Raw genomic sequence first — 25670 nt, forward strand, 5'->3', positions numbered from 1 at the left:
TTATTTATTTTTTTGTTTCGCTAAATAAACTTGAGAACAGGTAAATATGTCCTTAATTATTAGAAGGGTCCGTTAGACAGGAGGGATGACATGTATCGTTATGTCAGTTCACCGCAAGCGTCGAAGTACATAGTGCCACCGCCTCAACATCGAGAGTTGTCGAGTGTGGATGTGCCTGAGTCTGAATTAGAGATGCGAGAAATATTGAATAATTGGTTTGCTGATGGTTTAGCGCCCATTATTGAAAGTGACGATGACTACATCTCTGCGAGCGATCACGTTCGATTTGAAAAGCTTAGCCGCACCGTTGGGATGTTGTTGAGAAACAAAGATTATTATTTTGCGGCTAAACGGATTTTATCAGTGTGGGAACAAGATTGTCTTGAAACCACTTATATCAATTATCTCATTTTGCGCAGTGAGCGAGTCACTTCTTTAAGGTAAGTTAATGGTGTGGCATTTGTCATTTTTCATTAGGCATTAGGCATTAGCGACTTAGGGTTCGTGTGCTTACGATTTTTTTATTTTTCTAACGAATCAGCAAACAAAAAGGGCAAGCTTGGAGGCTCACCCTAAAGGTCTTTGTTTTGGCTTAACGTTATTTTCAACTAATTCTCAACTGGGCTACGACTTACACCCAACCATCAAATTTGAGTCGTTTTTGAATTCTTTCGACCGCTTCTTTCTGCATTTGTCTAACACGTTCATTAGAAACATTCACATCCAACATTTGTCCGACCTCAGACAGCGTTTTCACCTTGTTATCAAAGAAACCAAAACGGTGGATGAGCACCTTTTGTAATTTTGGAGGAAGTGTATAGATGATTTGTTCTAGAGCTTGGGTAAAGGATTGATCCTCACAATCTTGTTGAGGGTCTGGGATATATTCACTTTCGCATTGATCAAGCACCATAGGCGCATGGCTAGTTCCAACCGTTGTCGTCACGTCAATAAACCCGCTTAACGCCACCAGTTGATCGACGCGTTCGGCCTTTACACCTGAACTGTCTGATAGCTCAGAAATTGAAACCTCTTTACTCATTTTTTTGCTTGCATCGAGCTTTTTTGAGGCGAGGCTGTTTATTTCTTTACACACGTGGGCTGGCAATCGAACGGTTCGACCCGTGTTCATGAGTGCGGCTTCAATGTTTTCGCGGATCCACCAAACAGCATAGGTTGAAAAACGATAGCCTGGTTCTGGATCGTATTTGTCGATGGCCTTAATCAAGCCAATGTTGCCTTCCTCGATCAGGTCGAGCAGGGTGAAATTATTGCCTTTACGTTTTAGGTAACTCTTTGCGATTTTCACAACAAGGCGCAGGTTTGATTCGATCATGACATCACGCGCTTTTTTATCACCCGCGCGATTCAATTTTGCGTAATACACCTCATCTTCACGCGACAGCAGATCAATGCCAACAATATCTTTCAGATAATGAGCATAAGGGTCTGCACTGGTAGAAAATGATTCGGTAATGGGTGTTTCATCCGTGAGCCCCTGAAACGCAGCAAAACTATCGTTGTTCATTTCCTTGTCCTTATCTAGCCGACTGAACGTTTTAGTTTTTTTATTATGCCACCAAGTGATTAACGCTTGGTTTCATTAGAGTGTAGATAACAATTTCTTCTTTACCAATAAATAAAATGCAATTTCGTATGTTTATGTCACAAAAAGATCTACAAATATTTAACTATTTTGCATCTCATCAAGTGTGTTGGTTTTTCGTTTAAAACATTAAGACGGATAGTTTATAAAGCATGTGTTATACATCGGTTTATCTATATAAGTGACGTGAATTTATGGGTGTGAGTTAGAACTATAATTGAGAGGAGAAATGATGAGAAAAATGTTAAGAGTCGAGGTTCAATGTTTCCAAGCACCTCAACTCTTTTAGCTGTGTCGGCTGTTAAGTATCGCCATGCACGTTTTAATTCTATCGACTAATAAGTGCTAAGAACCTCATCGATTTGTTGATTAATGATCTTCATTTCGCTGTAGATAACCGAAAGATCATCATCTTGCGGCGCAAGCTTATTGAGTGTGTTTTGTTCTACTCTTTCCAATGCAACTGTGGCCGTTTCTTCACCAAAGCTGGCTAAAATGCCTTTTAAGGTGTGCACGGTAAAATGAAGCTTGCCCCAATCTTGTTGTTGAACCAACTCTTCGATCTCTTGTAGCGAATTGCCATGGTCTTCTTGATATGTAGACAAAACGGCGTAAATGACGTCTCTGTCATTGTCTAAATAGGCGTTTAAAGCATCAAAGTCTAGCATGTGGACTCCTGTCGGCTGAATGTTGAAAATGGGCTAGGCGGCTTAGTGGAAAAACCATACCTTGATGAATCACTAATCCATTGATTCCATTTTGGAGGAAGTTCTAACTGTAATATTTCTTCTAGATAGTCGTCGCTAAGTTTCTCATCTATATGAGCTTTATTGACGGCGTATATATAGTCAAGTTTGGCGGCAACTGAATATGGGTAACTGTGAATGTAGTCCTTTATTTCTTGGATCGAACCCAAATTTTCAATGTTTATACACGTTGAAGGGTCGACATTTTTGGACTCAAGTTGGTGATTTATGGCTTCTCCACGAGATTTGAGACATTCCACTGTTAAATGATAAAGAGAGTACTCACCAAAGTGGGCGAGCATGGGTAATAACTGAGTGAGCAAATAAGTCGGTTGGCTGTGGAAATTGTTCGCTAACAGTGTCGAAGCTCTAATCACTTTTTTGTGGGCAATCTGAGGGCTATTTTCGATGAGCAATATGCTGCTCTGAAATAGGGCAAGGCTGGCCAAAACTTGCTGCTGTTGTTTTACCGGAAGTTTCAGGTTTACCAACTCGGTGAATTGGTTGGCGTGCTCAAGCAAAATACGTTTGTACTTTAGTTGCGTCTCGCGCTGATACGTTGCTTTTAAGGAATTAAAGTGCGCACCAATGGAATGGATGACATCAATGTCAGCAGCTGAAATGTGGGTTGCATACATCTCACCTAACTTTATGATCATATGTGTGTTATCTGCGTTCTCAGCTAAGTCGATGGCCCTGATTGCACGATGGCTGATGCTGGGAGTCATCTCAAATGCACGAATCGCTAATTTAAGAGCAGGCAGCAGCATTTTATGTTTTTCATAGATACAGCTTAAGCAGTCAATCACGCTCAATGAGAGTGGCTGTGCTATTAGAAAATTGTGGAGCTTATCTATGGCTAAATTTGGCTTGCCTAAGCTGTCGAGAATCAGCGCCTCAGCCACCAATTTGGTTGGGTGCATGTTGGTTTTGGAGTTGTTAATGACGCTAGAGAGTAACTGCCATTTCTTACCTGCAATTAAATGTTCAATCAATGTCGCTTCGAACTGAACGCTAGTACCATTAGGGGAGATCGCCAAAGCTTGAGCTAATCTCTCTTGACTGGCAATGGGATACAAATCATTCAGTTGGGTGAGTTTCTTTGAAACGGACACGGCACTTTGGATCTTTTTACCCAACGTTTGAGTATTAATCGGTTTAGAAACGAAGTGGTGTGCTTCACCTGAAAGGGCGGTTAATACTGTTTCCTGACGCATATCCCCAGAGAGCAAGATTGTCGCCACAGTATGATCGATGAGGCGGTTTCGATACAGAATGCCCAACAGCTCAAAGCCAGTAAAAGACTGTTCTAAGTGGTAGTCAATGAGGAGTACATGAAAAGAGTGTGTCTCGACCGCTTTAATGGCTTTTCGATAGTCGGTCACAATAAAAATACAGTCGCGCGAAACTCCCAAACTAGCCAGTTGCTGCTTAATAAGTATTGTTGCGCTTTTAGAGTCGTCGACGATCAAAATTCGAAGGTCTGTTGGTAAGGTCAAATCCATTTTCCTTAATACCAAATGTTATTTTTTAATTTAGGTGTCAAGTTGCACATTGTCAAGGTGCCTATATCACATACAAACACTCAATAAACTATTGGTAATTAAAGAGTATTAGATAACATTTATGAAAGCCTTCAAACGCAGGTGACTTTTACCTGATTTTAGTGGGGTTATACGTGTTTTAGAAATAAAAAAGAGGCAAGCCGATAAGCTCACCTCTCTGTTTTATTGTTCGAGTTTTTATTCGAAATGTTGTTCTTTGCTTGAAGTTTTATTTACCGAAACTCTAGCGTTAATCACGCATGTTTAGAATCAATACTGCCGCTAGAGCCAAGAACGCCGTCATCATTAAGAACACATCGTTGTAAGCCATGATGGCTGCGTCACGTTGCATTGTGCCGAGCAAACTTGCTTGTGCTTGTTGCATCGCAGTTGCGGCATCACTTCCTGACTGAATGAAAAACGCTTGTTGTTGCTGAAGCGTCTGCCAACCAAGTTGACTCACTGAAGGTAGCGACTCCTTGATGTGTGCTAAGTGCTCACGGGTTTTGTTATCCAATAGCGTAGCGATAATCGCGATGCTGAAAGCGCCCCCTAAGTTCCGCATTACGTTGGTTAACGTTGATGCGTCTGGCGTGTCCATTTTGCTGATGTTCTTCATGGCAACCAAAGACAGCGGAACCATGATGAACGGACTACCAATAGCACGCAGAACCATAGATAAAATCAGCTGTTGCCCGCCAAAATCGATTGTCATGTGTGTATTTACGTAACAACTAAAACCGAACATCGCGAAGCCAAAGGTAACCAAGTACTTAGGCTTAATGATCTGTGTTAGCTTTGGCACAATTGGGAATATCAGAAGCTGTGGGAAACCCATCCACATTAGCACTTCACCAATTTCCATCGCGTTATATTGCTGAATTTGAGTGAGATACATCGGTAGAACATAGATAGAGCCGAGCAATGCCATTCCTAGAATCAAATAGGCGATACAAGACATCGCAAATTGCCCATCCCGCAATAGCCGCAGGTTAACCAATGGCTTCTTGTGTTGGAGTTCGTTTATCACGAAGTAAACCAAACTCACCGCCGACACGATACTCAAGCCAATAATAAAGCTCGAACTGAACCACTCTTCACGGTTACCTTCTTCTAACACCACTTCCAAACAACCTAGCCCTAATGCCATGGTGGCGATACCAAACCAATCGGCTTTTTTCAGCGTGCCAAGGTCGAGCTTTTCATCGTCCAAGCCATATCGGATCATGGTGATCACAAGCAAAGCTGGCGGAATATTGATGTAGAAAATATAGTGCCACGAGAAGTTCTCCGTCAGCCAGCCACCAAAGGTAGGGCCAATCGATGGAGCAAAGGTCGCGGTTACACCAAACAGTGCCATACCCACAGCACGCTTGTTGACCGGCAATAACTGAATCACCAGCGAGAAAGCAAGCGGGATTAGAGCACCACCACTGAAGCCTTGCATCGCGCGGAAAACGATCATCGAGGTCATGTTCCAAGAGAACGAACACAACAAAGATGAAATGGTGAAAATGGCTGTCGTCCACGTGATATAACGGCGTTTACCGAGCGCTTTAGAAAGCCAACCACTGAGTGGGATAGCGATCATCTCTGCGACTAGGTAAGACGTAGAGATCCACGAGCTTTCATCCAAGGTGGCTGATAGCGCACCTTGAATATCTTTGAGAGACGAGTTGGTGATCTGAATATCCAAGATCGCCATAAACGCGCCAATCAAGCCGCCAAATAGGGCGATCCAATGGCGTCTCGAAACCTCGTCATCATCATTTGTTTGGGTGACAACACCAGCGTTACTCATGGTCTAGCCTCGTTTATCGATGGTCGCTACCACAGACAAACCAGGAAGCAGTCGACCTTTCAACTCTTGCTGATCTGGAATAGTAATTTTAACCGGTACACGTTGAACGATTTTAGTGAAGTTACCGGTCGCGTTTTCTGGTGGTAGGAGCGCAAATTTAGCGCCAGTCGCAGGGGAGAAACTGTCTACCACACCTTCAAGAGGCTGCCCCGGGAACGCATCCAGCTCTACTTCAACCGTCTGACCTTTGTGAATACCACTTAGCTGTGTCTCTTTGAAGTTGGCTTCAATCCACACTTGGTTGTTTGGTACCAAGCTCATCAGTGGTGCGCCTGCTTGAATCAGCAAGCCTTCACGTACGCTGCGTTTACCAATCACGCCATCTGCTGGCGCGTAAATTTTGGTGTAATCAAGGTTAAGCTGTGCTTGATCTCTCTGGGCTTGAGCTTCGGTCACGGATGCATTTGCTTGCTCAATCTCACTAGCGATAACGGTTAATTGGTCATTGGTTGCAACGAGGTTTGCTTTTGCTTCTTCTAAATCTGCCTGAGTTACTTTTTGTTGTGCAACCATGCTATCGACTTCATCTTGAGACGCGTAGTTACGCTTTAGTAAGCTACGAGAACGTACCACTTGTTGAATCGCGCGTTCGTATTCAGCTTGTGCAGAATCAACGCGGCTTTCTGCTTGATTGATCTTGCTACGTTGTAACGTTTGTTGTGCCACTAGATTTTTGACGTCTGATTGCACGACGCTTAAATGGGCGTTTGCTTGAGCGAGTGCTGACTGGTAATCACGGTCATCGATTTGAACCAGCAAATCACCTTCTTTAACCGATTGGTTATCACTCACATAAGACTTAACAATATAGCCAGAGACCTTAGGGCTAATATTCGTGATGTCGCCTTGTAGGTAGGCATTGTCGGTAGATTCAAAGTACTGGCCATAGCCGTACCAGTATCCAGCACCGGCTAAACCCAATGACAGCATGATCGCAGTAGCAATAAGCGGAGCTTTTTTACGTTTTTTTGTGCTTACTGTTTGCGAAGCGTTGTTGTTCTCTGTCATTTTTTCTTTCTCATTTTGTTTTTATTTAGATGTAACGAATTGTAAATGAATTCGATTGATTGATAGGATAGGAAAAAAGGGAAACACTGTTGCAAAAATCTAACTAATGGCGCTTTGGGAGAAGTACGATGGACTTAAATGCTGTGACTGTTTTTACACAAGTTGTTGATTGTGGGAGTTTCACGCACGCAGCTGAAGCATTGAACATGACCAAGTCGACCGTCAGCCGAAAGCTAGACGAGCTGGAACAGCATCTAGGTGTGAGGTTGATCACTCGTTCGACACGAAGTTTAGTCTTAACGCCAGAGGGTGAGCGCTTTTATCAGTCGAGCATGCAGATGCAAGAGATCATGAACCAAGCTGAGCTAGAGGTTTCAGCCAATCAGGATTTGATCCGAGGGCAGTTGAATGTTGTGTTGCCTGTCGAATTGGGGCATCAAGTATTAGCCAAATACATCCACAGCTTCCTAAAAGAGCACCCAAACGTGACTTTGAACTTAGAACTGTCGAATCGAGAAGTCGACATCATTGCGGAGGGTATCGATCTTTACGCACAAATTGGTGAGCTAGTGGACTCGAGCTTGGTTTCTCGCTACCTCACAACATCAAAGCGTGTATTGGCAGCCAGCCCTGAGTATTTAGAGCAGTTCGATGACGTCTCTTCACCCGATGATCTTGAACCGCCATTCAGAATGATTGAGGTGGTGAACAAGGCCGCGCGTCTACCCAAGTGGCATTTACAATTAGAAGGCGGAGAGTCGATTTTGATCGATCTGCCGTGTCAGTTGCGGGTGAATACCATCACGGCATGCCTAACAGCGTGTGTGGATGGGCTCGGCTTGGCGGTGCTTCCTGAATTCATTTGTCGTGAGCACTTCAAGACAGGCAAGTTGATTCGTTTGCTACCTGAATATGAGATGCCGGAAGTTTCAGTAAGCCTAGTGTATGCAGACAGGCAGTTGATGCCGAAACGTAAGAAGGTCTTTATCGACTATCTACTGACTGCTTTTCAAAATAGGAAGCAAAAGTAACGGGGAAAACCTTAGCGGTTAAGTGCTTAGGCTTCCTATTATTCGTTATTGTCTAAACCGTATCGAAGCTAACTATGATCGGGCTGCCAGTCGACGACTTGCCCATTCGCCAATATAGCTTTGACCGATAGGGCAGCAATATCGACACCGTTGTAACGAAATGCCTTGTTAGAAAAGTTAGCAATGATCTTACTCCCGTCACTGAACTCAGTTTGTTGAACATCGCCGCTCTTATCTAACCATTCGGAATCGACTAACTGTTTATCCCATAACTGTTCGTGCATTGGTTCAAAGCCATCTTGATAGTGTTTGAGTGCTTTGATTCTCTGGCTTGAACTTGATAAAGCTTCATCTCTGGTCAAGTGAACCATCGGTGGTGTGTTGTATAGCATGGCGGTTAAGTCACGTTCTGCTTGTACATTAGTGAACTTGAGGCTGTCTGAATGCCAATGGTGCGTATTGATCACTTCATCATGGAAAACGGCTTGGTAAAGCGGAATTCGATATTTTGGCGAAAACAGTAGCGACTTGTAGAGCTCTTTAACCTCGGCGGGTTTAAAGAAGAAGTCAGGCTTGTGGTCTGGGTACCAACGACCTAAGTAATAGGGAGATCGGCGATTCTCTTTCATGTCTTTATCTGTCCAACCAAAACCAACCGTTTCTAAGCCGTGCGCAAACGCGATGCCTTTTGTTGTTAGGCTGTTGCCGTCTTCAGAGCCTAATACTAACGATGGTTGCTCGCTAAGCCACTGCATTCGGTTATTGAAGGCAGAAAGTATATCCGACTCACTGGTGTTATCGCGGTAGTCCTCACGTGCCATTGCCGTCGCATCAACATCTAAGAACAAGCTGTTGAAGTTGCCGAATCTCATAATGTCTTGAGCGCGTTGTTTTACGTATTCTAAATGGCAATTCGGGTTTAAGTAAAAGCCGTTTCCACGAAATCCTTTTTTCAAACTCCCATCCGCTAGTTCAATGGCACAACTTTGACGCATTGGCTCTGGTAATTGAGCGGTTAGCCAGTTGTCATTGAGCTTCTCAGGAATGGCTGTGTTGTAGGAATCGTAAGTACCGACTAGATATCCGAACTGTTTTGCCATAGCCACGGCGTTAGGTTGATAGAATGCTGGCATCCAATTATCGAATCCTAGCCACAGTTTGTTTAAGCCTGCCTTATTTAGGTTGGTGACCATGTCTGAAGACAACGCTTGTCCCCAAGTGTCTGACGAGTTTAGGTAAGGGGAAGCGTGCTCTAGCAACCAGTTCTTCTTATTCTGCGCTGCCACGTATTGAGCTTTAATCGTGTTGTTTTCGAGTGTCGGATTACCAACAGGATATAACACCTGCAATGACTGGCTAATAGAGTCCAACAATAGTTGTTTGTGATACTGACTGAACCAATCTTTACCCTTAGACAGTGACGACAGCTCTCTTTTCGCTTCCGCAGAAATGCTGAGTTTAGACCTCTCTAGATACCAAGCTTTCAATCCCCACCAGTTACTCACATCTTGGACGCTTAATGGATCTTTACCAAACAAATAAACGTGGCTCGCGCCGATCAACTTACTCACATCTGGATTGCGCTTTTGCTTTGCTACAAGTGTTTCAGACTGGTCATTATTGATGCGCGAATCTCGGTATTGTTTGGCACCATCTAACCACGAGTCTCCGAGGGTGATACGAACAATAAAAGGCTGTGACTGATTGAGCATCGTAAATTGGTGTGATGCCTTCATATCAATTTTGGTCTTTGTATTTGAGGAAGCATTAGAGGATGCATCTGAAAAGAGCAGTTGATTGTTGGTTGCATTAATCATCTGATAGCTAATGAAGTGGTCGCTCTGTTGTGCTGTCCAAAAAGGCATCTTTAGGTCTTGAGTGGTGTTGCTTCCAGAATGGTTGTCGACTAGATAACTACCCCAAAGCTTGCTATTTGTAGGTACACGCATGCCTTCGCTAAAAGGAAGAAATAGGGTCTGAGTTTGTTGTTCTGCAAGCTCAAACCACGCCAACTCTACGGGCTGGTTACGTTTCACCTGTATATTTGAAGGGAAGCTGAACTGAAAAGTGAGTTGATCTTGATTTAGTTCTGCCTCAATGTTTATCCCACTAGGTACTAAGGTCCAAGTTGCGGTCTTTGCTGAGTTAGTTTTATCGGAAAGACCAATGACTAGATTCGTCACTTTCTGTGGTTGGCTATCAACGGTGAGAGCAGCACTGTTAACGCTTAAGCCGTTCCAATCGACCTCTAAGTATTCGATGAGGTAGCGACGGTATTGTTGTTACTGGTGAGCGTTATTTGGCTCGCTTGTGCGTTGGATGAAAACAGACAAGCTGTTGTTAAAGCCACAATGGCAAAATTAGAAAGATTGAGTGGGTGACGTACGCTGAGCATATTTAGATTCCGTAAAGGGTAACTACGGTTATTACACCTAAGTAGCGCTAGTGCTTTGTCACCTATATGTCTCTATTTTCTGTTTGGCTTTAGTGGTTTTCCATTAGAAAGGCACGGCGACGCGCTGCACATATTGGACTTCAATAGCGCCTTGGTATTCAAACATTTCAACCGAAGCACTCAAGTGCTTGGCTTTGGTTCCAAGTGGACTTTCTGTGGGAACGGGTGCTTGCGCTGTCTTGATTGGCACTTTGTAACCCAGCAGGTTGTAGTTTTCATCAAACCATTGCCAACTCACATTGGCGTTAGGGCAGTTGTCGATCACCTTCGGTGGCGTGATCACGATATGTGGTTCGCTGAGTTTACTTTCGAGTGTTAACCATCGCTTGCTGTTGCCTAAAGCGACAACAATAGGATAGTGGTTTGAACCTATCTTTAGTTGATAAACACCAGATTCGGGTTTGATGAACATTTCATTGGTTTCAATCTCTTGATACTCATTATTGGAAACGAGTTGCCCATCAAGAAGGACTTTGCCTTTAGGCGATACCAAAGAAAGAGTTTGGGTTTCTAAGCCTTTGCTGAGTTGCTCGGCAGAGACTTTGATTTGATAACCGTGCGACGTCAGGCCATAGCGTCGAATGAAGCTGACTTGGATGTGGTGTTTCGGCTCTGCACTTTGTTTTAGTGAGGTTCCACATTGAGTCTGGCTTAATATCTCTTGTTTGACTGGCAGCCAAAGCTCACTATCGAGTGATTTGTGATCGAGTGCGATTTGTAGCTCTTGCCACGCAACTTGAGGTTGGTCATCAAGTAGAGATTGATAGGTGTGCTGCAATGGCGTGTCGGTAAACCATGCCGCATGACTTGCGAGCGGCAATGTGTAGATCAGTGCGGTTAACGAAGTAACTTTCATTATGATTCCCCGGCCAAGCGGTAATCAACGCCACGATGTGTTTCTATATTCAATGTTGGCAGCTTCTGGCGTAAGCGCAGTATGTGATTATCAATAGTTCGGGTACTAGGAAAAGCCTGATATCCCCAAATCTTATTGAGTAATTCATCTCGGTGAAACACACGACTTTGGTTCTGAACAAACAGTACCAATAGCTGAAACTCTTTAGGTTTTAGTGTTACAGGGCTTTCATCCAGATAAGCGATCCGTTCCGACAAGTTGATTTGGATATTTGCGTAAGTTAAGAGGCTCACACCTAACGGACGTAGCTGGGTAATGACTCGAGCGAGTAATTCGTCGTTCGAAAATGGTTTAGTCACATAGTCATTGGCACCCGCCATTAAACCTTCAACACGTTGTTGAACTTCTACTTTAGCGGTCAACACAATCACAGGCAGCGCTTTGAGGAGCAACCAGTTTGGAAGGTGTTGCAAGCTGTCCCCATCTTCAAGCTGTCGATCCAGTATCACAAGATCGGCTCGAAACCATTTCTTACTGGCATTCTCTGAATCCTTCGCCCAAAGGCATTGGTAACCATTGGATTCAAAGAAGCTGACGAGGCCTTGTCCAAGCAGTTGGTCGTCTTCAACCAGCAGTAGGGTGTTCATAAGCAATTTCCAAAATACATCGGGTTGGGTTACGAAGAATAATGAGGCGGCCATTCGCTTGCTTCATCAAGTGCTCGACAATAGTCAGGCCAATGCCCATGTTATCCAGTTCGTGCGTTTCACTTGGCGTGACACCAGACATGAGCCGTTGTATCGGTGAAGGGAAGTGCCCCTCGTCTTGTACCTCAATCGTCAGCTTGTCACCGAGTTCGACCTTTACCAAAACCTCACCTTTACCATGTTGTTTGGCATTCTTGATTAGATTATCCAAGCAGATGGTTAGCCAGTAATAGGGAAGGTTCAGTTCAACTTCACGCGCTTCACATTGATAAGAAATATTGTGCTTTTCACAGACATGATCGAGCCACTCTTCTAATGAAGCGTTTTGCTTCAACAAAGGCTCTGACTGATCCGAACTTAGGTACACTTTGCTGTTTTCGGTGAGCTGAGAAAGCCTTTGATAGTCAGATATTAAACGCCAAACCGCACTTTTAGTTTCATCAGAAAAGTCATCGTAGCGATTTCTAAACATTTCGACGGTTAAGCCTAGGCTAGTAATAGGCGTGCGCAGTTCATGAGTAAGAAGCTGTAAAACGAACTGCCTCTCTTTTCGTTGTTTTGTTCTTAGGTATAAGACTCTAGCGAGCCCGGAAAGCAACGTTAGCAGCAATGTAAAGATCAACGTTTTCATGATCAGATTGTCATTGCTAGGCTCGTTTAAGCACACGTTACTGTAACGAAAAGTACAGGTTTCACCTGCCAAAGATACCTCTTGTTGCTCTGCGATAGGTTGCCAAACATCTAAGGGAATAGCTTTCCAGCCTTGTTCGCCACTTAACCAAAGCACATCATCTTGTTGCCAAGCGCGGTATCCATTGAGCAGTGCTTCTCTGCCTTGTGCACTTAGGCTTTCTAGTTTGTTACATAAAGGGTGCTGAGGGTTGGTAAGACTCAAAAATGGGCGTATCTGCTCGGTCACATCTGGGTAAGCGGCTAAATAACGACCAGCAAAGCTGCCACCGGCAGGGTGACGTTTGGAGTGTGCTGCAAACCAAATCGAATCCAATGTTTGTTGCTGACACAGAGCGAGCTCGAACTCGATGGCTTCATGTAATGAAGGGTTACTGCTTTCAATCGCTTGGCAGTGATCTTGTATTGACGCTAACGCTGCGATGTCGTCCCAACTGAATTGGTTGAAATCAGGATAGCGGCTATTTTCATGGAGCAGAACTTTCGGATACTGAGCCAACTCTTGTTGAGATACTAAGAGTGGGGATGATTGCCAGCTCAGTTGATACAGAGTTTGCCACTTATCTTGCAAACTTTGGGCATTGACTAGGGTTGGGAGCCAAAAGATCAAGCAAAGAGCTAATGTAAACCTGCGCATCCAATCATTCTCGTTAAAAGTCGTGGGGCGAGTCTAAAGAGTTTTGGGCGCGATTTGTAACCTGAATGTCAACAAGTGTTCTTTTAACAACAAATTGTCGAGTGGGTCATGCTTTTAAATAATAAAGTACAAATACAGTAAGTATCATTTATTTGAAATAAAATAGATAATTGTGTACTTACTGTCATTATTGGGCGAAATGAGGGGACTATACTGGGCTCATACCTAATAAGAGGAACTATCATGAAACTCATCATCAAATCAGTATTGGCAATCAGTATTTTGGCTACAGGCTCTGCTCATGCGTTCGAATTAACCAGCAACGATATTCAAGAAGGTCACCCAATGGCAAAGACTTTTGAATACTCTAGTTGGGGTTGTGACGGCGATAATCAATCACCACAATTGATGTGGAAAGATGCACCAGCAGGTACCAAAAGCTTTGCTATCACAGCTTATGATCCAGATGCACCGACTGAAAGTGGCTTCTGGCATTGGGTTGCGTTTGATATCCCTGCAACTGTGAACGAGCTACCTCGCGGTGTCGACATCTCTAAAGTCGGTGGCAAAGAAGGTCGCATTGATTACGGTACAGTTGGCTACGGTGGCGTTTGTCCTCCAGAAAAAGATGGTATGCACCGTTACCAGTTCACGGTTTGGGCATTACCAACGGACAAACTTAACCTCGACGAAAATACGCCGTCGGCTGTGGTTGGATTCACGTTGAACAGCATGGCTTTAGACAAAGCTAAACTGACCGCAACTTATACACGTTAATAGCTTATGTACGTTAAAGCTTATACACGTACATAATAAGTAAACAAGGGGATGAGATGAATCATCAATATCAAGTGACGATCTTTCGTGCAGAGCAGTTACAAAAACTGCGTAATGTGAGGATTCTATCCCCTAGTATCATTCAGATTATTACAGGCAGTAAGCGCCTGTTTTGGAAAGATTCAGCGGCAGAGCTCTCACATTCTGAGCTGTTGTTGTGTGAGGCATCAGCTTCACTAAGTTTTGAGAACATGCCCCACAAAGGGCGCTTCTTGTCGCGAGTGTTCAGCTTTCAATTCCAACCTTCTCAGGCGATGCTTGATTTAAGTGAGGAACGGTCGAATGATCTGGGACTGCCTACAGTAAAAGCGGATCGAAACTTACAAGACTCACTCAATGCTCTGTTCTCTTTTGATACACAGAGCATGAGCAAAGAGACTCAACAGTTTTGGTTGCAGGGCTTGTACCAGCAATTAGCTGAAAAAGGGGTGTTGCATCTATTGTTTGTCAGTGCCAACGTCTCGTTTAGCCAAAAGCTCAGCCATTACCTTTCACATTCACCAGATGAGAAACATCCATTAGAGTCGGTGGCGGAGCGATTTGCGATGAGCCGAGGGACATTGATTCGGAAGCTCAAACTGGAAGGCATGCAATATCGAGAGGTACTGGCTGAAGTTCGCTTGAGTCACGCGCTTTATCTGATGCAAAACGGACAGCAGAATGTGGCGATGTTGGCTCAGTCTTGCGGTTACCAATCGGAAGGGCGTTTTAGTCAGCGCTTTAAAGGCAAATTTGGTTTGTCGCCAAGTGAATACATCAAAACCGTCGTCAGCCATAGAGTCGCGAGCAAATAAAGTCGCGATACCATAATCATTCTGTTTGCCTAAACGCTCACTTTCTTATCTCGTGCTGCCAATGCCGCGAAAATCGTGCACGCAAAGGCAACAGATGCGACCAACAGAATCGGCACACTCCAAGAATCTGTCTGAGCATGAAGCTTACCCACCAGCGTTGGACCAGTGGCTGCAAACGCATAACCGATTCCCTGAGCCATACCCGACAATGATGCGGCTTGGCTGCTATTCGATGTACGCAAGCCAACAAAAGAGAGCGCGATAATAAATGTAGAGCAGTTGGCTAATCCAAACAGTCCCACCCAAAAGATCGCAAACTCAGGCAAATACAGAAGACCAATCAATCCAACAAATACACTCGATGCACATAGAGTGATGAGCCATTGTTGATTGTCACTTTTGGCTAAGAACGGCAGTAACAGCAGCCCCGGAACCATAGTCGAAAATTGCAGAAATCCATAAATGTAGCCCGCGTCGATTTCGCTGTAGCCAAGATCGTTCAATATCTGTGGCAACCAGCCAGCCAAAGAGTAGAAGGTAAATGAGTTAAGCCCAAGCGCTAACGTTACTTGCCACGCTACGCCGCTTTTAATCATCTGTTTCATCGGCAGAGGTTTGTCTTGTTGCTTGTTATTGCTGGCCGAAGATGAGCGTTTTCTGATTTTAGGCAACCAGATCATCAAAGCTAATATTGGAAATACCAAGTTCATTAACAGCGCTAATTGCCAACCCGTGATCGTAAATAAGGTTAGATTTGAAAACGGCACCATCAAACTTGAGCCTAACGTCGAACCGATGCCCATCGTAAAGATGTACAGAGAAGTCACAGTAGCGATGCGTGTCGGGAAGCTAACTTTCACTACTACAGGCAACAACACATTACCAATCGCGATACCAAGCCCGATCATCACCGTGCCGATATACAAGGTTGGGGTTAACCCAGCAGAGCGCAGTGTAATACCCGTAGTGATCAGAACTAAGCCTAATAACAGGCTAGGCTCTAGACCAATTCGTTGGGATATCTTGGTGACTAATGGTGAGAATAAGGCAAAAGTTAACAGTGGCAAAGCTGTTAAGAAGCCTGCAGCCGATGACGTAAGGTTGAGGCCTTCCATAACCTGAGAAAGCACAGGAGCCAAGCTCGTAAAAGGCCCACGAAGGTTAAGTGCTAGGAATAGAATCCCTAACATCACGAAAATGCTATTACGAAGAGAGGCGCTCATAGGTTGTTCTACTGTTTGCTTATGAGAAGACAGGCTAGCCTACAGATCATTGAATGATTACACAAATACCGTTTAAATAGGTTTACTAATGATTGAACCTGCGCAGTACGCGCTTAGCCAGAAAAGTCACCCATGACTGTATTAAATATCGACAAGCTCATCTCGGACTTCCCACTGCTTCAACAATTGATTGCATTGGAAGAAGTGGTTTGGTTTAACCCAAATGTGACGACTCTGGAGCGCGGTTTGCTTTATGTGGGATTAGGCGAACAAGATATTCACGATGCGAGCATGAGGCTACAAAGGTTTGCTCCTTATCTAGCCAAGGCGTTTCCTGAAACTCAAGCGACCAATGGCATCATCGAGTCTGAGCTTGTTGACATTCCATCTATGAAATCAGCATTGGGAGCACATTATCAGCAGCCAATAAAAGGGCGTTTGATGATGAAGAAAGACAGCCATTTGCCGATTTCAGGTTCAATCAAAGCGCGTGGTGGTATTTATGAAGTACTAACACATGCCGAGAAGCTTGCGATTGAAGCGGGGTTACTGTGTGAGAGCGATGACTACAGCAAGCTGCTCGAACCTGAGTTTCGTAACTTCTTTCAACAATACAGCATTGCGGTAGGTTCAACGGGTAACCTAGGCATGTCGATCGGTATCATGAGTGCAAAATTGGGCTTTACTGTCTCTGTTCATATGTCGGCAGACGCGAGATCTTGGAAGAAAAGCAAACTTCGTGAGCATGGCGTCAACGTTGTTGCAAATATGAGCTGCTAAAAAGATAAGTCATGATAGAAGAGTGTTGTTTATAGCTTGTACACACTCTTTCTCACCTCTAAATCCCACCTTAATTCAAACAATAACTTGCGCAGATCGTTATCCAAAACACACATTTTATAAATTAAGCTTCTTAGATGTTCTAACTATCAGTTAGGTTGAGTGGCATTCAACTTGATAGGGATTGAGCAATGCAGACGGACAAAGTGATACAGACAAGACACATAAACACACCAGAAAAATTACTCCAGCGTTTAGATGCTATTGGGGAGTCTTTGGAAGCATCGGGTAAGGCTCATGCTTTGCTGGGATTGGGCTCAGTAGGTATTGAAACAGAACGACTTGATCAGTACTCAGATGTCGATTTTTTCGCAATAGTGCAAACAGGGCACAAGCAGTATTTCTTAGACAGTTTGCATTGGCTATCTGATATTCACTCAATCGACTACGCAGTGAGAAATACCGTCGATGGCTATAAAGTTCTGTACGCTGACGGAATCTTTTGTGAGTTTGCAGTGTTTGAACCCCACGAGTTAGCGCACATTCCGTTTGCTGAAGGGCGTATTGTTTGGCAGCAACATGAATTTGATACACAGTGTTGTGTTTCACCAATAAAAGGGGAGACAGACACTAATTCCCAAGATTGGATCATTGGTGAGGCTCTAACCAATCTTTATGTGGGTATGTCTCGTTATAACCGAGGCGAAAAGCTGTCGGGCAGTCGGTTCGTTCAATCTTACGCACTCGATCGTTTGATCGATCTTGTGGATCAAACTGAACAGTCTGAGCCTGAATTCGTTGATGAATTTATGTCGGATAGAAGGCTAGAAGCACGCTTCCCTAAGTTTGCCCAATTGCTACCAACCTTTACCCAAGGCTACGAGCGCACCGCTGAATCGGCACTTGCCCAACTAGCATTCCTCAACACCCACTTCGCAGTCAACCAAGCCATGTGTGACCGAATCTCTGAACTGTGTTCCAGTAAAGATTAAGCTTATAGCGTGTGAATCCCCAAGCCTAACTGACACCACCTTTCAGATGATAAGCGGCGGGCAACCTAATTGAGCTCTCGAATTATTATTCTTAAGCACTAAACCCGTACGCTTTTGTTTACTCTTCAAGACCGTGACTGTTCGTGTTTACTCCGCTTATCACTGGATGTCGTCAGCCAAATAAAATACAATCGAACAATGTTTTATTAATTCGTGCTTTATCATTATGATGAGAAACTTACTCATATTCATCGTTAGCCTGTTCTTCTTAACAGCCTGTTCTTCAACGAGTAATCATCAGCTAGACGACGAGACATTGAGCAACGAAGACGCTATGTCGAAAAGTATAGAGGGAGAGAGTAATCTCGAGACTTCAAAGGATACAAACGCTGAGACCAGCGTTGATTCTTCCCATGATTCAATCGTTAATCATCAACCACTCACTAACCTTGATTCAAATAAAGACACGATAGCTCACGCCAATGCAGAGCCAGAATCAGTGGAGCCTTCTCAAATAGAAGCGACAGAAACAACTGAAAGCGATGCTAAGAGTGGCGGTGAAAAAGGCATCGGAAGCTATTTTATTCGTCATAATAAACCGACTAAGACGGTGATTAAATCACTAGAGGGCGTGACAGATGCATTGAACGTCATGACGTTTGGGATATTTGCCACCGGTAACGGTTAAATCGTTAACCTAGAACGACAACCTAATAGATAGAATGAAACGTGAAGGCGAGCCAGATGGTTCGCCTTTTTTGGTCTTCTAAATCTGGCCACCATTCTTCCTAAGAATCGTGTTCACTTATCTGAGCGCTGAGTCAGGCGACGGTTAACGAAAATAGGAATTATTAGTTCTGGAAGGGAGTCGCCGAATTTACCCTGTTTGACTTGTTATATGCATCAAGGGTTCTAATACTCATCCCAAAGTAAGCAATGAAATCTAATCTTACAAAGACAACTCTTATATTCACTTACGAGCATAGTAAGATGTTTGCTGTTAAGTAGGTTTAGGTTTAGTTATCAATATTCTAGGGAAGAAAAATGAAGAATAAGAGTGTGTTTTTAAGTGTCGCGATGGTGATATTGTCAGCTCATGCAAATGCATCAGATGCGAACCATGAGTCTGTATCAGATGGAGTTATCGCAGAACAAAGAGCGAAGCTTTCTGAAAATACCCAAGGACAAGGTTTTGGACCGCAAGCTCCACGAGATTTGGGTTCATTAGAAGGTAAAAATACTAGGCTGTTCTCGGATGCCCCTGATTCAACAGCGATGAACTTATGTAATATTCACTTCCATAAAAATGCTGAGCATAAAGGTGGAGAGTTTACTCAATACGCTGGTAACGGTGATGGTAAGGGATTCCAGAGTGGCTTTAAATACACAGGCAAGCTGAGTTCTGCTGAGCTGAAACCATTTGAGGGCAAGGTTTGTCCGAGCGAGCATGGTTCTTTGCATTCGGGTGACACCATTGAAGTTCACTATGTTTATTCAACGGCGCAAGTTGAACCGGGTGAAACACTGGGTGCTTGTTTTAACGATGCGATTACCAACCCGCAACTGCGTGTAGAAACCCAAGTTTACGTATTAGTGAATGACGACAAAGCACCCGACTTTGAAGCGCTCGCTAAACATTCAAAAGTGAACGGCTTACACCAAGCACCAAACATCCCACAAGATACGGGCTCAGCGATCCAATACGCAGGCTCTACAACGGGTCCTGGTTATAATGAGCAAGGTTCACCTTTCCAAGTAACATGGAGCGTTAGACCACAAGTCGCGAAAGTAAATATCGCGACAGTAGGTAGCTGGTGTGAAGGCAATGACTTTAACGAAGATCACGCCCACGGTGTGAGAAACTTGGTGGTTAACCCCGAGTTGTTATCACCCATTCGTAACGACTAAACGATTCTGGCGAACAAAATGATTAAGGCGATGGGTTCGCCTTTTTAGTTGGATATAAATGCCATCGTTTAAACAGAGACTTGTTTGTTAGTCACAATGGTGCAATTATTTAACGAGTGATATTACTCAGATGCATGTCTTATGATGACTATCGAACAACAGCTTTCTCGGCTGGATCTAAACTTATTGGTGTCGTTAAGTGTTTTAATCAAAGAGAGGAACGTAACGCGAGCTAACGCCAACAGATGAACAGGATGTGGTTCGAATGAACCGAGACACCTACTACTCAATGGCAGTAATTAATGTATCAAAGGGGGCGACCGTCACGTTACCTGAGATCCCTGAAGGCAAGTACATGTCGATGGAAGTGATTACAGAAGACCACCGCATTCAGCCAATGCAATACGGTTCAGGTACGTTTGATCTTTCTACTCATAGCGGTGATCACGTTTACGTCATTGTTCGTACCGACGCGACATTCTCGAAAAATGAAGTTCATGAAATCCAAGATAAAATGAGCATTGATGCAAAAGCAGACGGCAAATTTATGGCAATGCAAGTGGATGAGAAATCATTCGATGAGGTAGAGAAAAACCTTAAAATGGAAATGCCGAAACTACTGAAACGCGATGGTGCTCAGGCGACGTTTGGTATGTTTACCAGCCCTGAAGATGCTTCAAAAGAGATGTTTACCAAAGAGAAGTACGCAGTGGGTGCGGCTATCGGTTGGGGTGGCGCGCAGTTAGATGACAATATTTACGAAGTCTCTGGTAACTTCCCAGCAGACACTTGTCATCAGGCAACCTTTGATGATCCTAAGAACCAAGCGTTTTGGTCGGTAACGGTCTACAACAAGCAAGGTTTCATGTTTGGTGAAGTGGCGAACGTAAGCTCAAACACGGCTGAGAAAAATGCAGACGGCACTTACACCGTAAGCTTTGGTTGTGGTGATGATGCAGTAAACAACATCAAAACAGAAAACGATTCTGGTGTGTTTAACTTAGCTTTCCGTCATTACATTCCAAGCCAAAAAGTACGTGATGGATTCCGAGTGCTTCCTTACGTGAAAGCAGTGAACTAATGTTGCGATAGTCGTACAACGATTATAGATGCGCGTTATTACCAAATGGCAATAACGCGCTTTTTTATGGATTCTATTTCATTTCTTGCTTTCTTAAGTGTAGAAACACAAAGGGCGACTCAAAAATGGTCTAACTTTGATTATACGCAGCGAGCCTCAGTTCAAATAAATCAATTAAACCTTTTTCCATCGATACTTTCAGTTGCACCACGCATTTGATCGAATTTAAACCCGCTGACACCTTATGTGATAACGCTTCCAGTTATCTTTTCAGCCTCTAAAGGGAACAAATACCACAACCAGCGTTATAAAAAGCGATAGCCGTGGAGTGTTATGAGTCCTATTTGAGGTGTATAGTTATAGGTAATTCATTGGATTATTGAATATTTAAGTTATCAAAAGATGCGGGTGTTATGAAGAAAAACGGATTTACTTTAATGGAATTAATCATTGTGATCGTGATACTTGGAGTATTGGCCGTTACAGCAGCCCCGAGGTTCCTCAATATTCAAGAGTCAGCAAGAGAAGCGGTACTTGAAGGTGTTGCTGGTGCGATGGAAGGCGTTATCACGCAGGTGACTTCTAAAGCTATTATTGTTGGGCTTGATCCTAGTGCGGAAAATCCAGATGACCAAGGTGACTATGTTATCGATTTCGGTATCGGTCGCGTTGAAGTAGATTGGGGGACGCTTTGCCCTGAAAGTGAAGGCGACAAAGGTGACAAACTTGATATGATTGATTTTCTGACGCTATCTGAAGATGACGATTTAACATCGGCTGTTGGAAATCGACACACTGTCGTTGGGTACACTCATTCATTTAGTGAAGCTGACCTTGACAGCAATAACATAACTGATGATGCCTTACCTTCGGGTTGTTATGTTATCTATGATTCTTTTGGTCGAACGAATGGGAGCGAATGTCCTGAGGGCGGCTGTGAATGTACCGTTCGTGTAGTGAACGACGAATGTTAACCAGAGCAGCTAAACGATTCTATTTAGATTAAAGCTTATTCGAATTCAATAAAAAAGCGCGTTATTACCAAATGGCAATAACGCGCTTTTTTGTATTAGCTTATAGGTCTATCTTAGTTTGCCAATGGAGCACTTGCTGGTGGCAAGTTACGCTTCTTAATTACGTATCGCAAGCGAAGCAACATCAATGCAGCTGATACGCTTAATCCCGTTAGAATACCAATCCAAAAGCCTTCTTCACCCATTGCTGGAACAATGTGGTCTGTTAAGCCCAACACCATGCCAAGTGGTAGTGCCAAGCCCCAGTATGAAGCGATAGCTAAGATCATCGGGATCTTAGTATCTTTATAGCCACGAAGTGCGCCGTTAGCAGACGTTTGCAATGCATCGCTGAACTGGTACATCGCAGTAAAGGTCAATAACACTGCTGCCGTTGCGCTGATTACTGGGTCTGTCGTGTAAAGCCTAATGATTAATTCAGGGAACAGTAGGAACATTGCTACCGACAGCAACGAGATTAACGCTGCAACTAAGATACCGACTTTACTACGCTCAATCGCGCCAAGTTCATCTTTTTCACCCAAAGCGTGCCCAACACGAATCGTAATACCAAAAGAGATACTCATCGGAATCACGTAAGTCAGGCTCGAAATGTTGAGTGCAATTTGTGCGGCTGCTACGTTCTCGGCACCAATACGGCCGATCATCAATGCGATAACCGCAAAGATACTGCCACACACCGCGATGTTCATCCCGATAGGTAAACCTAACCTTAGAAGGTGAAGCATCTCTTTTGCTTTTGGCTTCGCATCTGAAAAGTTGATGATGGTCTTGTAATGGTGATGACCTTTAATGTAGGAATATAACATTCCCGACATTAACCAGTACACCAAGCTTGTCGCCCAACCACAACCTACAGCGCCCATTTCAGGGAAGCCAAACTTACCGTAGATAAGCACGTAGTTGACCGGAATATTTACCAACAAACCAACCACAGAAATGATCATTGGCACTTTGGTGTTGTTCATACCTTCACAGAAGCCATTCAAGGTATAAAACAGGGCAATACCCGGAACACCAAAGGCCAGGGCAAAAGCATAGTCACTGCCAATTGGAATGATCTCAGCGGCTACGCCAATCCATTCTAAGATTGGTTTCGCACTCACCAAATAAGCGATAAGCAGTACGCTAGCAATTAATGCAAGCCATACCATCTGGAAGAATTCAACAGAGATACTTTGAAAGTCACGTGCGCCACGGTGGTAAGCGACAACAGGTGTTAGCGCCATAATCACACCACGCAGTAGCAGCAACACAGGAATCCAAAGGCTGGTGCCAAGTGCAATAGCGGCAAGATCAGCAGGGCTTACTTGGCCAGCCATTGTCGTATCGACAAATCCCATCGCTTGGGTAGCTATTTGAGTCAAAATGATTGGAATCGAAAGATGCATAAGCGCACCCGATTCACGAGTAAAAGGACGAAGTTTCGTTAGCATGGAAGTTCAAAACACCAATATAAATGCACCAGTGATGGCAGGATGGCCGGTGTGCATTTTAGGATGTGCCCCGTTGGGCGGGCGACAATATAAACACCTTACCGTATAGGGTCAAGCATTGGATTTATAGAGTTTCACTTGCTCTGAAATAGGGAAGGGTTCTGATGGTTGAGATACAGATCTAACGCACGTAACTTAATGATTTATTGTGGGGCATGCTAGAAAGATAAATTCAACATTTGCCACGCTAATCACTAAGCTAGCGGTATAAGTGATTGTTATGGAAAGACAAAGGCTAGTACAATTGATAGCATAAAAACTTGATAGAAAAGTGCGGTATTTAAATATGGAGTTTTTCGGTCTAATAGCTGTTAGAGCTCAGGCTAATAAATTTAATTATGGAGTTATATGAAAGATTTATTAATACCATTGTTTATTGCAATTATAGTAACCATTATTTCAAAATTATTAGAAAACAAGTTGAGTAGTATGTCGTCACGCAAAAAGTCTGATGATTACTTAAGACAAATCATGATGAAGTTGCTAACGTTGGGGGCAATTTCTGTTATTTCTTACCAACTATACTTGGAAGTTATGAGTGATGGCCCTATTGATAAATTTTCAGTTTTGAAAATGATTTTATTATCTATCTCTGGTGTGGTCTTAATGTTTCTGAATTTGATTCATAAAATTTGGGTGTTTTTAGGAGAGATGAATGAAGTGCAAAAGGAGTCTTTAAGTATAGTTAAGGACTCAATTCATACACGCCCAAAAGAGCCTGTAATTTAAATTGTGTATCTGCTTATAATTAAGCCAGTCATGGCTAAGGATAAGCAATATGGACAAGAAAGCTTTAGAAGCCTTCGCTCGCGAAGCCGCTAAGTCAATTAAGACGCCTTCGGATCTTGATGACTTCAGGAAAATGTTAACCAAGGTGACGGTTGAGACAGCTTTAAATGCTGAACTTGATGATCACCTTGGCTACGAAAAACACTCACCGACCAACGATAGTAATAGTCGAAATGGCTACTCTTCTAAGCGCCTACTTACTGACAATGGTGAGATCCAGCTAGAAATCCCTCGTGACCGTGACGCGTCCTTTGAACCCAAGCTCGTTCGTAAGCATCAAACTCGATTCCAATCGATGGACGACAAGATCTTAAGCTTGTATGCCAAAGGAATGACTACCCGAGAAATCGTCGCAACCTTCAAAGAAATGTACGATGCTGATATCTCCGCCAGTCTAATATCGAAAGTCACTGATGCTGTTTTAGAACAAGTTGTTGAGTGGCAAGCTCGCCCTCTTGATTCGGTTTACTCCATCGTTTACCTGGACTGCATTGTTGTGAAGGTGCGCCAAAATAAGCAAGTCATCAACAAAGCCATTTACCTTGCTCTCGGCGTCAATATGGAAGGTCAGAAAGAACTTCTTGGGATGTGGATGTCCGAAACTGAAGGCGCGAAGTTCTGGCTCAGTGTACTTACAGAGCTTCAAAATCGGGGTGTGAATGATATCCTCATCGCTTGTGTTGATGGCCTCAAGGGCTTTCCTGATGCCATCAATGCCGTTTATCCAAAAACTCAAATCCAGCTCTGTATCGTACACATGGTACGAAACTCAATGAAATACGTTCCGTGGAAAGACTACAAGACCATTACCGCAGACTTAAAGGAAATCTATCAAGCTACGACTGAAGATGAAGCACTGTTGGCGTTAGAGCACTTTGGTGATAAATGGGATGACAAGTACCCTCAAATCAGTCGCTCATGGACGGCTCATTGGGATAATCTCAATACTCTGTTCAGCTACCCTCAAGATATCCGTAGAGCTATCTATACAACGAATGCGATTGAATCTCTGAACAGCGTGATAAGAAAAGCGACTAAGAAGCGTAAACTGTTCCCGACAGATGAATCGGCAAGAAAGGTGGTGTACCTAGCGATAATGGATGCTTCCAAGAGATGGACAATGCCAATCCATCACTGGAAACAAGCTCTAAACCGCTTTATGATTATGTTCGAAGACCGACTAACTGAATACTTATAACCAAGAGCAGTTACACAAAATTATTTACAGGGTCGCCCAAAACAGTGAAGCCCTAACAAACGACTATGGCGCCAATAGCAATTTGTAACTACATGACTCTTAAGTACTTTCACGTCTTCGTTTGAAATCTAATGCCATATCAGGTTCCTACTGCCACAAAGCCAGCAGAAACACAAAAATCCCAATCCCAAGCGTGACTTTTAGAAGTAAGCCAAGAGGGGCACCACCTTTTGGCGCTTTATTGCAACATCCCATAATTGTTTCCTCATTCTTCATTGGATTCATTTCACCTTAAACCTTTCCCTTACGGTAAGGTCAATGCATTTGTTTACCTCGAATTTCAGAAAACAAAAAGGCGAACCGTTTGGTTCGCCTTTGTTATGGTGCGCCGAGCATG

At 43.6% G+C, this 25670-nt stretch carries 20 protein-coding genes and 3 pseudogenes; 12 read left to right on the top strand and 11 right to left on the bottom strand.

Features of this window, described 5'->3' with window-relative positions; all coding sequences use genetic code 11:
- Positions 1 to 90 precede the first annotated feature (90 nt).
- Positions 91 to 444, top strand: coding sequence for a hypothetical protein (locus tag AB4507_RS03035; RefSeq protein WP_017060510.1), 354 nt, complete (start codon positions 91 to 93; stop codon positions 442 to 444).
- 187 nt (positions 445 to 631) lie between these two features.
- Here AB4507_RS03035 and AB4507_RS03040 read toward each other — a convergent pair whose 3' ends face one another.
- The 5 genes from AB4507_RS03040 to AB4507_RS03060 all read right to left on the bottom strand — a co-directional run bounded on the left by AB4507_RS03040 (position 632) and on the right by AB4507_RS03060 (position 6765).
- Positions 632 to 1528 carry an RNA polymerase sigma factor RpoD/SigA gene (locus AB4507_RS03040; protein WP_017060509.1) on the bottom strand — a complete coding sequence of 299 codons (897 nt, stop codon included), beginning with the start codon at positions 1526 to 1528 and terminating at the stop codon, positions 632 to 634.
- A gap of 413 nt (positions 1529 to 1941) precedes the next feature.
- A complete protein-coding gene (locus AB4507_RS03045) occupies positions 1942 to 2274 on the bottom strand; it encodes an Hpt domain-containing protein (protein ID WP_017060508.1) in 333 nt (110 codons plus the stop codon).
- On the bottom strand, positions 2268 to 3857 hold the full coding sequence (locus tag AB4507_RS03050) for a response regulator (RefSeq protein ID WP_372182215.1): 1590 nt from the start codon (positions 3855 to 3857) through the stop codon (positions 2268 to 2270). Before AB4507_RS03050 ends, AB4507_RS03045 begins: the two co-directional genes overlap by 7 nt.
- Before the next feature lie 289 nt (positions 3858 to 4146).
- The gene (locus AB4507_RS03055; protein WP_017060506.1) at positions 4147 to 5697 is read right to left on the bottom strand and encodes a DHA2 family efflux MFS transporter permease subunit; all 1551 of its coding nucleotides are present in this window, start codon (positions 5695 to 5697) and stop codon (positions 4147 to 4149) included.
- A gap of 3 nt (positions 5698 to 5700) precedes the next feature.
- On the bottom strand, positions 5701 to 6765 hold the full coding sequence (locus AB4507_RS03060; protein ID WP_017072190.1) for an HlyD family secretion protein: 1065 nt from the start codon (positions 6763 to 6765) through the stop codon (positions 5701 to 5703).
- 128 nt (positions 6766 to 6893) lie between these two features.
- On the opposite strand from AB4507_RS03060, the gene AB4507_RS03065 reads away from it, so the two are divergent.
- Positions 6894 to 7796, top strand: coding sequence for a LysR family transcriptional regulator (locus AB4507_RS03065; protein ID WP_017064671.1), 903 nt, complete (start codon positions 6894 to 6896; stop codon positions 7794 to 7796).
- A 68-nt stretch (positions 7797 to 7864) separates the two neighbouring features.
- On the opposite strand, the pseudogene AB4507_RS03070 reads toward AB4507_RS03065, so the two are convergent.
- From AB4507_RS03070 to AB4507_RS03085, 4 genes and pseudogenes are all read right to left on the bottom strand, one after another.
- Positions 7865 to 10191, bottom strand: a pseudogene (locus AB4507_RS03070) (glycoside hydrolase).
- Between the two features lie 103 nt (positions 10192 to 10294).
- Positions 10295 to 11107 (bottom strand): DUF2861 family protein, encoded by an 813-nt coding sequence (locus tag AB4507_RS03075; protein WP_372182216.1) that lies wholly within the window; start codon positions 11105 to 11107, stop codon positions 10295 to 10297.
- Positions 11107 to 11754: a response regulator transcription factor gene (locus AB4507_RS03080; RefSeq protein WP_372182217.1), complete on the bottom strand. Its 648-nt coding sequence runs from the start codon at positions 11752 to 11754 to the stop codon at positions 11107 to 11109. The genes AB4507_RS03075 and AB4507_RS03080 overlap by 1 nt, the downstream gene beginning before the upstream one ends.
- Positions 11732 to 13141 carry a DUF3404 domain-containing protein gene (locus AB4507_RS03085; RefSeq protein WP_372182219.1) on the bottom strand — a complete coding sequence of 470 codons (1410 nt, stop codon included), beginning with the start codon at positions 13139 to 13141 and terminating at the stop codon, positions 11732 to 11734. Before AB4507_RS03085 ends, AB4507_RS03080 begins: the two co-directional genes overlap by 23 nt.
- A 243-nt stretch (positions 13142 to 13384) precedes the next feature.
- Between AB4507_RS03085 and AB4507_RS03090 the strand changes: the two genes are divergently transcribed.
- Positions 13385 to 13918 (top strand): YbhB/YbcL family Raf kinase inhibitor-like protein, encoded by a 534-nt coding sequence (locus tag AB4507_RS03090; protein WP_017060498.1) that lies wholly within the window; start codon positions 13385 to 13387, stop codon positions 13916 to 13918.
- A gap of 56 nt (positions 13919 to 13974) precedes the next feature.
- Positions 13975 to 14772: a helix-turn-helix transcriptional regulator gene (locus AB4507_RS03095; protein ID WP_017060497.1), complete on the top strand. Its 798-nt coding sequence runs from the start codon at positions 13975 to 13977 to the stop codon at positions 14770 to 14772.
- Positions 14773 to 14801: 29 nt separating this feature from the next.
- Here the strand turns inward: AB4507_RS03095 and AB4507_RS03100 are convergent, their stop codons facing one another.
- Positions 14802 to 15995, bottom strand: a complete 1194-nt coding sequence (locus tag AB4507_RS03100) for a CynX/NimT family MFS transporter (protein ID WP_372175018.1) — start codon at positions 15993 to 15995, stop codon at positions 14802 to 14804.
- 132 nt (positions 15996 to 16127) lie between these two features.
- Between AB4507_RS03100 and AB4507_RS03105 the strand changes: the two are divergent.
- The 6 genes and pseudogenes from AB4507_RS03105 to AB4507_RS03130 all read left to right on the top strand — a co-directional run.
- Positions 16128 to 16757, top strand: a pseudogene (locus AB4507_RS03105) (D-serine ammonia-lyase); the annotation flags it as partial.
- 209 nt (positions 16758 to 16966) lie between these two features.
- Positions 16967 to 17767, top strand: coding sequence for a hypothetical protein (locus AB4507_RS03110; protein WP_065583740.1), 801 nt, complete (start codon positions 16967 to 16969; stop codon positions 17765 to 17767).
- A gap of 226 nt (positions 17768 to 17993) precedes the next feature.
- Positions 17994 to 18455, top strand: coding sequence for a hypothetical protein (locus AB4507_RS03115; RefSeq protein WP_029235242.1), 462 nt, complete (start codon positions 17994 to 17996; stop codon positions 18453 to 18455).
- Between the two features lie 356 nt (positions 18456 to 18811).
- On the top strand, positions 18812 to 19675 hold the full coding sequence (locus tag AB4507_RS03120) for a delta-class carbonic anhydrase (protein ID WP_017064661.1): 864 nt from the start codon (positions 18812 to 18814) through the stop codon (positions 19673 to 19675).
- Between the two features lie 226 nt (positions 19676 to 19901).
- Positions 19902 to 20756: pseudogene (locus AB4507_RS03125) on the top strand (DUF1254 domain-containing protein); the annotation flags it as partial.
- Between the two features lie 413 nt (positions 20757 to 21169).
- Positions 21170 to 21730, top strand: a complete 561-nt coding sequence (locus AB4507_RS03130) for a type II secretion system protein (RefSeq protein ID WP_372182221.1) — start codon at positions 21170 to 21172, stop codon at positions 21728 to 21730.
- Between the two features lie 113 nt (positions 21731 to 21843).
- On the opposite strand, the gene AB4507_RS03135 is transcribed toward AB4507_RS03130, so the two are convergent.
- Positions 21844 to 23226, bottom strand: a complete 1383-nt coding sequence (locus AB4507_RS03135) for an MATE family efflux transporter (RefSeq protein ID WP_372182222.1) — start codon at positions 23224 to 23226, stop codon at positions 21844 to 21846.
- A 408-nt stretch (positions 23227 to 23634) separates the two neighbouring features.
- Here AB4507_RS03135 and AB4507_RS03140 point away from each other — a divergent pair, with 408 nt between their 5' ends.
- Together AB4507_RS03140 and AB4507_RS03145 are read left to right on the top strand one after the other, a co-directional pair.
- Positions 23635 to 24015 (top strand): hypothetical protein, encoded by a 381-nt coding sequence (locus AB4507_RS03140; protein ID WP_372182223.1) that lies wholly within the window; start codon positions 23635 to 23637, stop codon positions 24013 to 24015.
- Between the two features lie 49 nt (positions 24016 to 24064).
- Positions 24065 to 25273: an IS256 family transposase gene (locus AB4507_RS03145; protein ID WP_372182224.1), complete on the top strand. Its 1209-nt coding sequence runs from the start codon at positions 24065 to 24067 to the stop codon at positions 25271 to 25273.
- The last annotated feature ends 397 nt before the right edge of the window (positions 25274 to 25670 follow it).

The organism is Vibrio sp. 10N.222.54.A3 (assembly GCF_041474095.1).
GTDB lineage: Bacteria > Pseudomonadota > Gammaproteobacteria > Enterobacterales > Vibrionaceae > Vibrio > Vibrio crassostreae_C.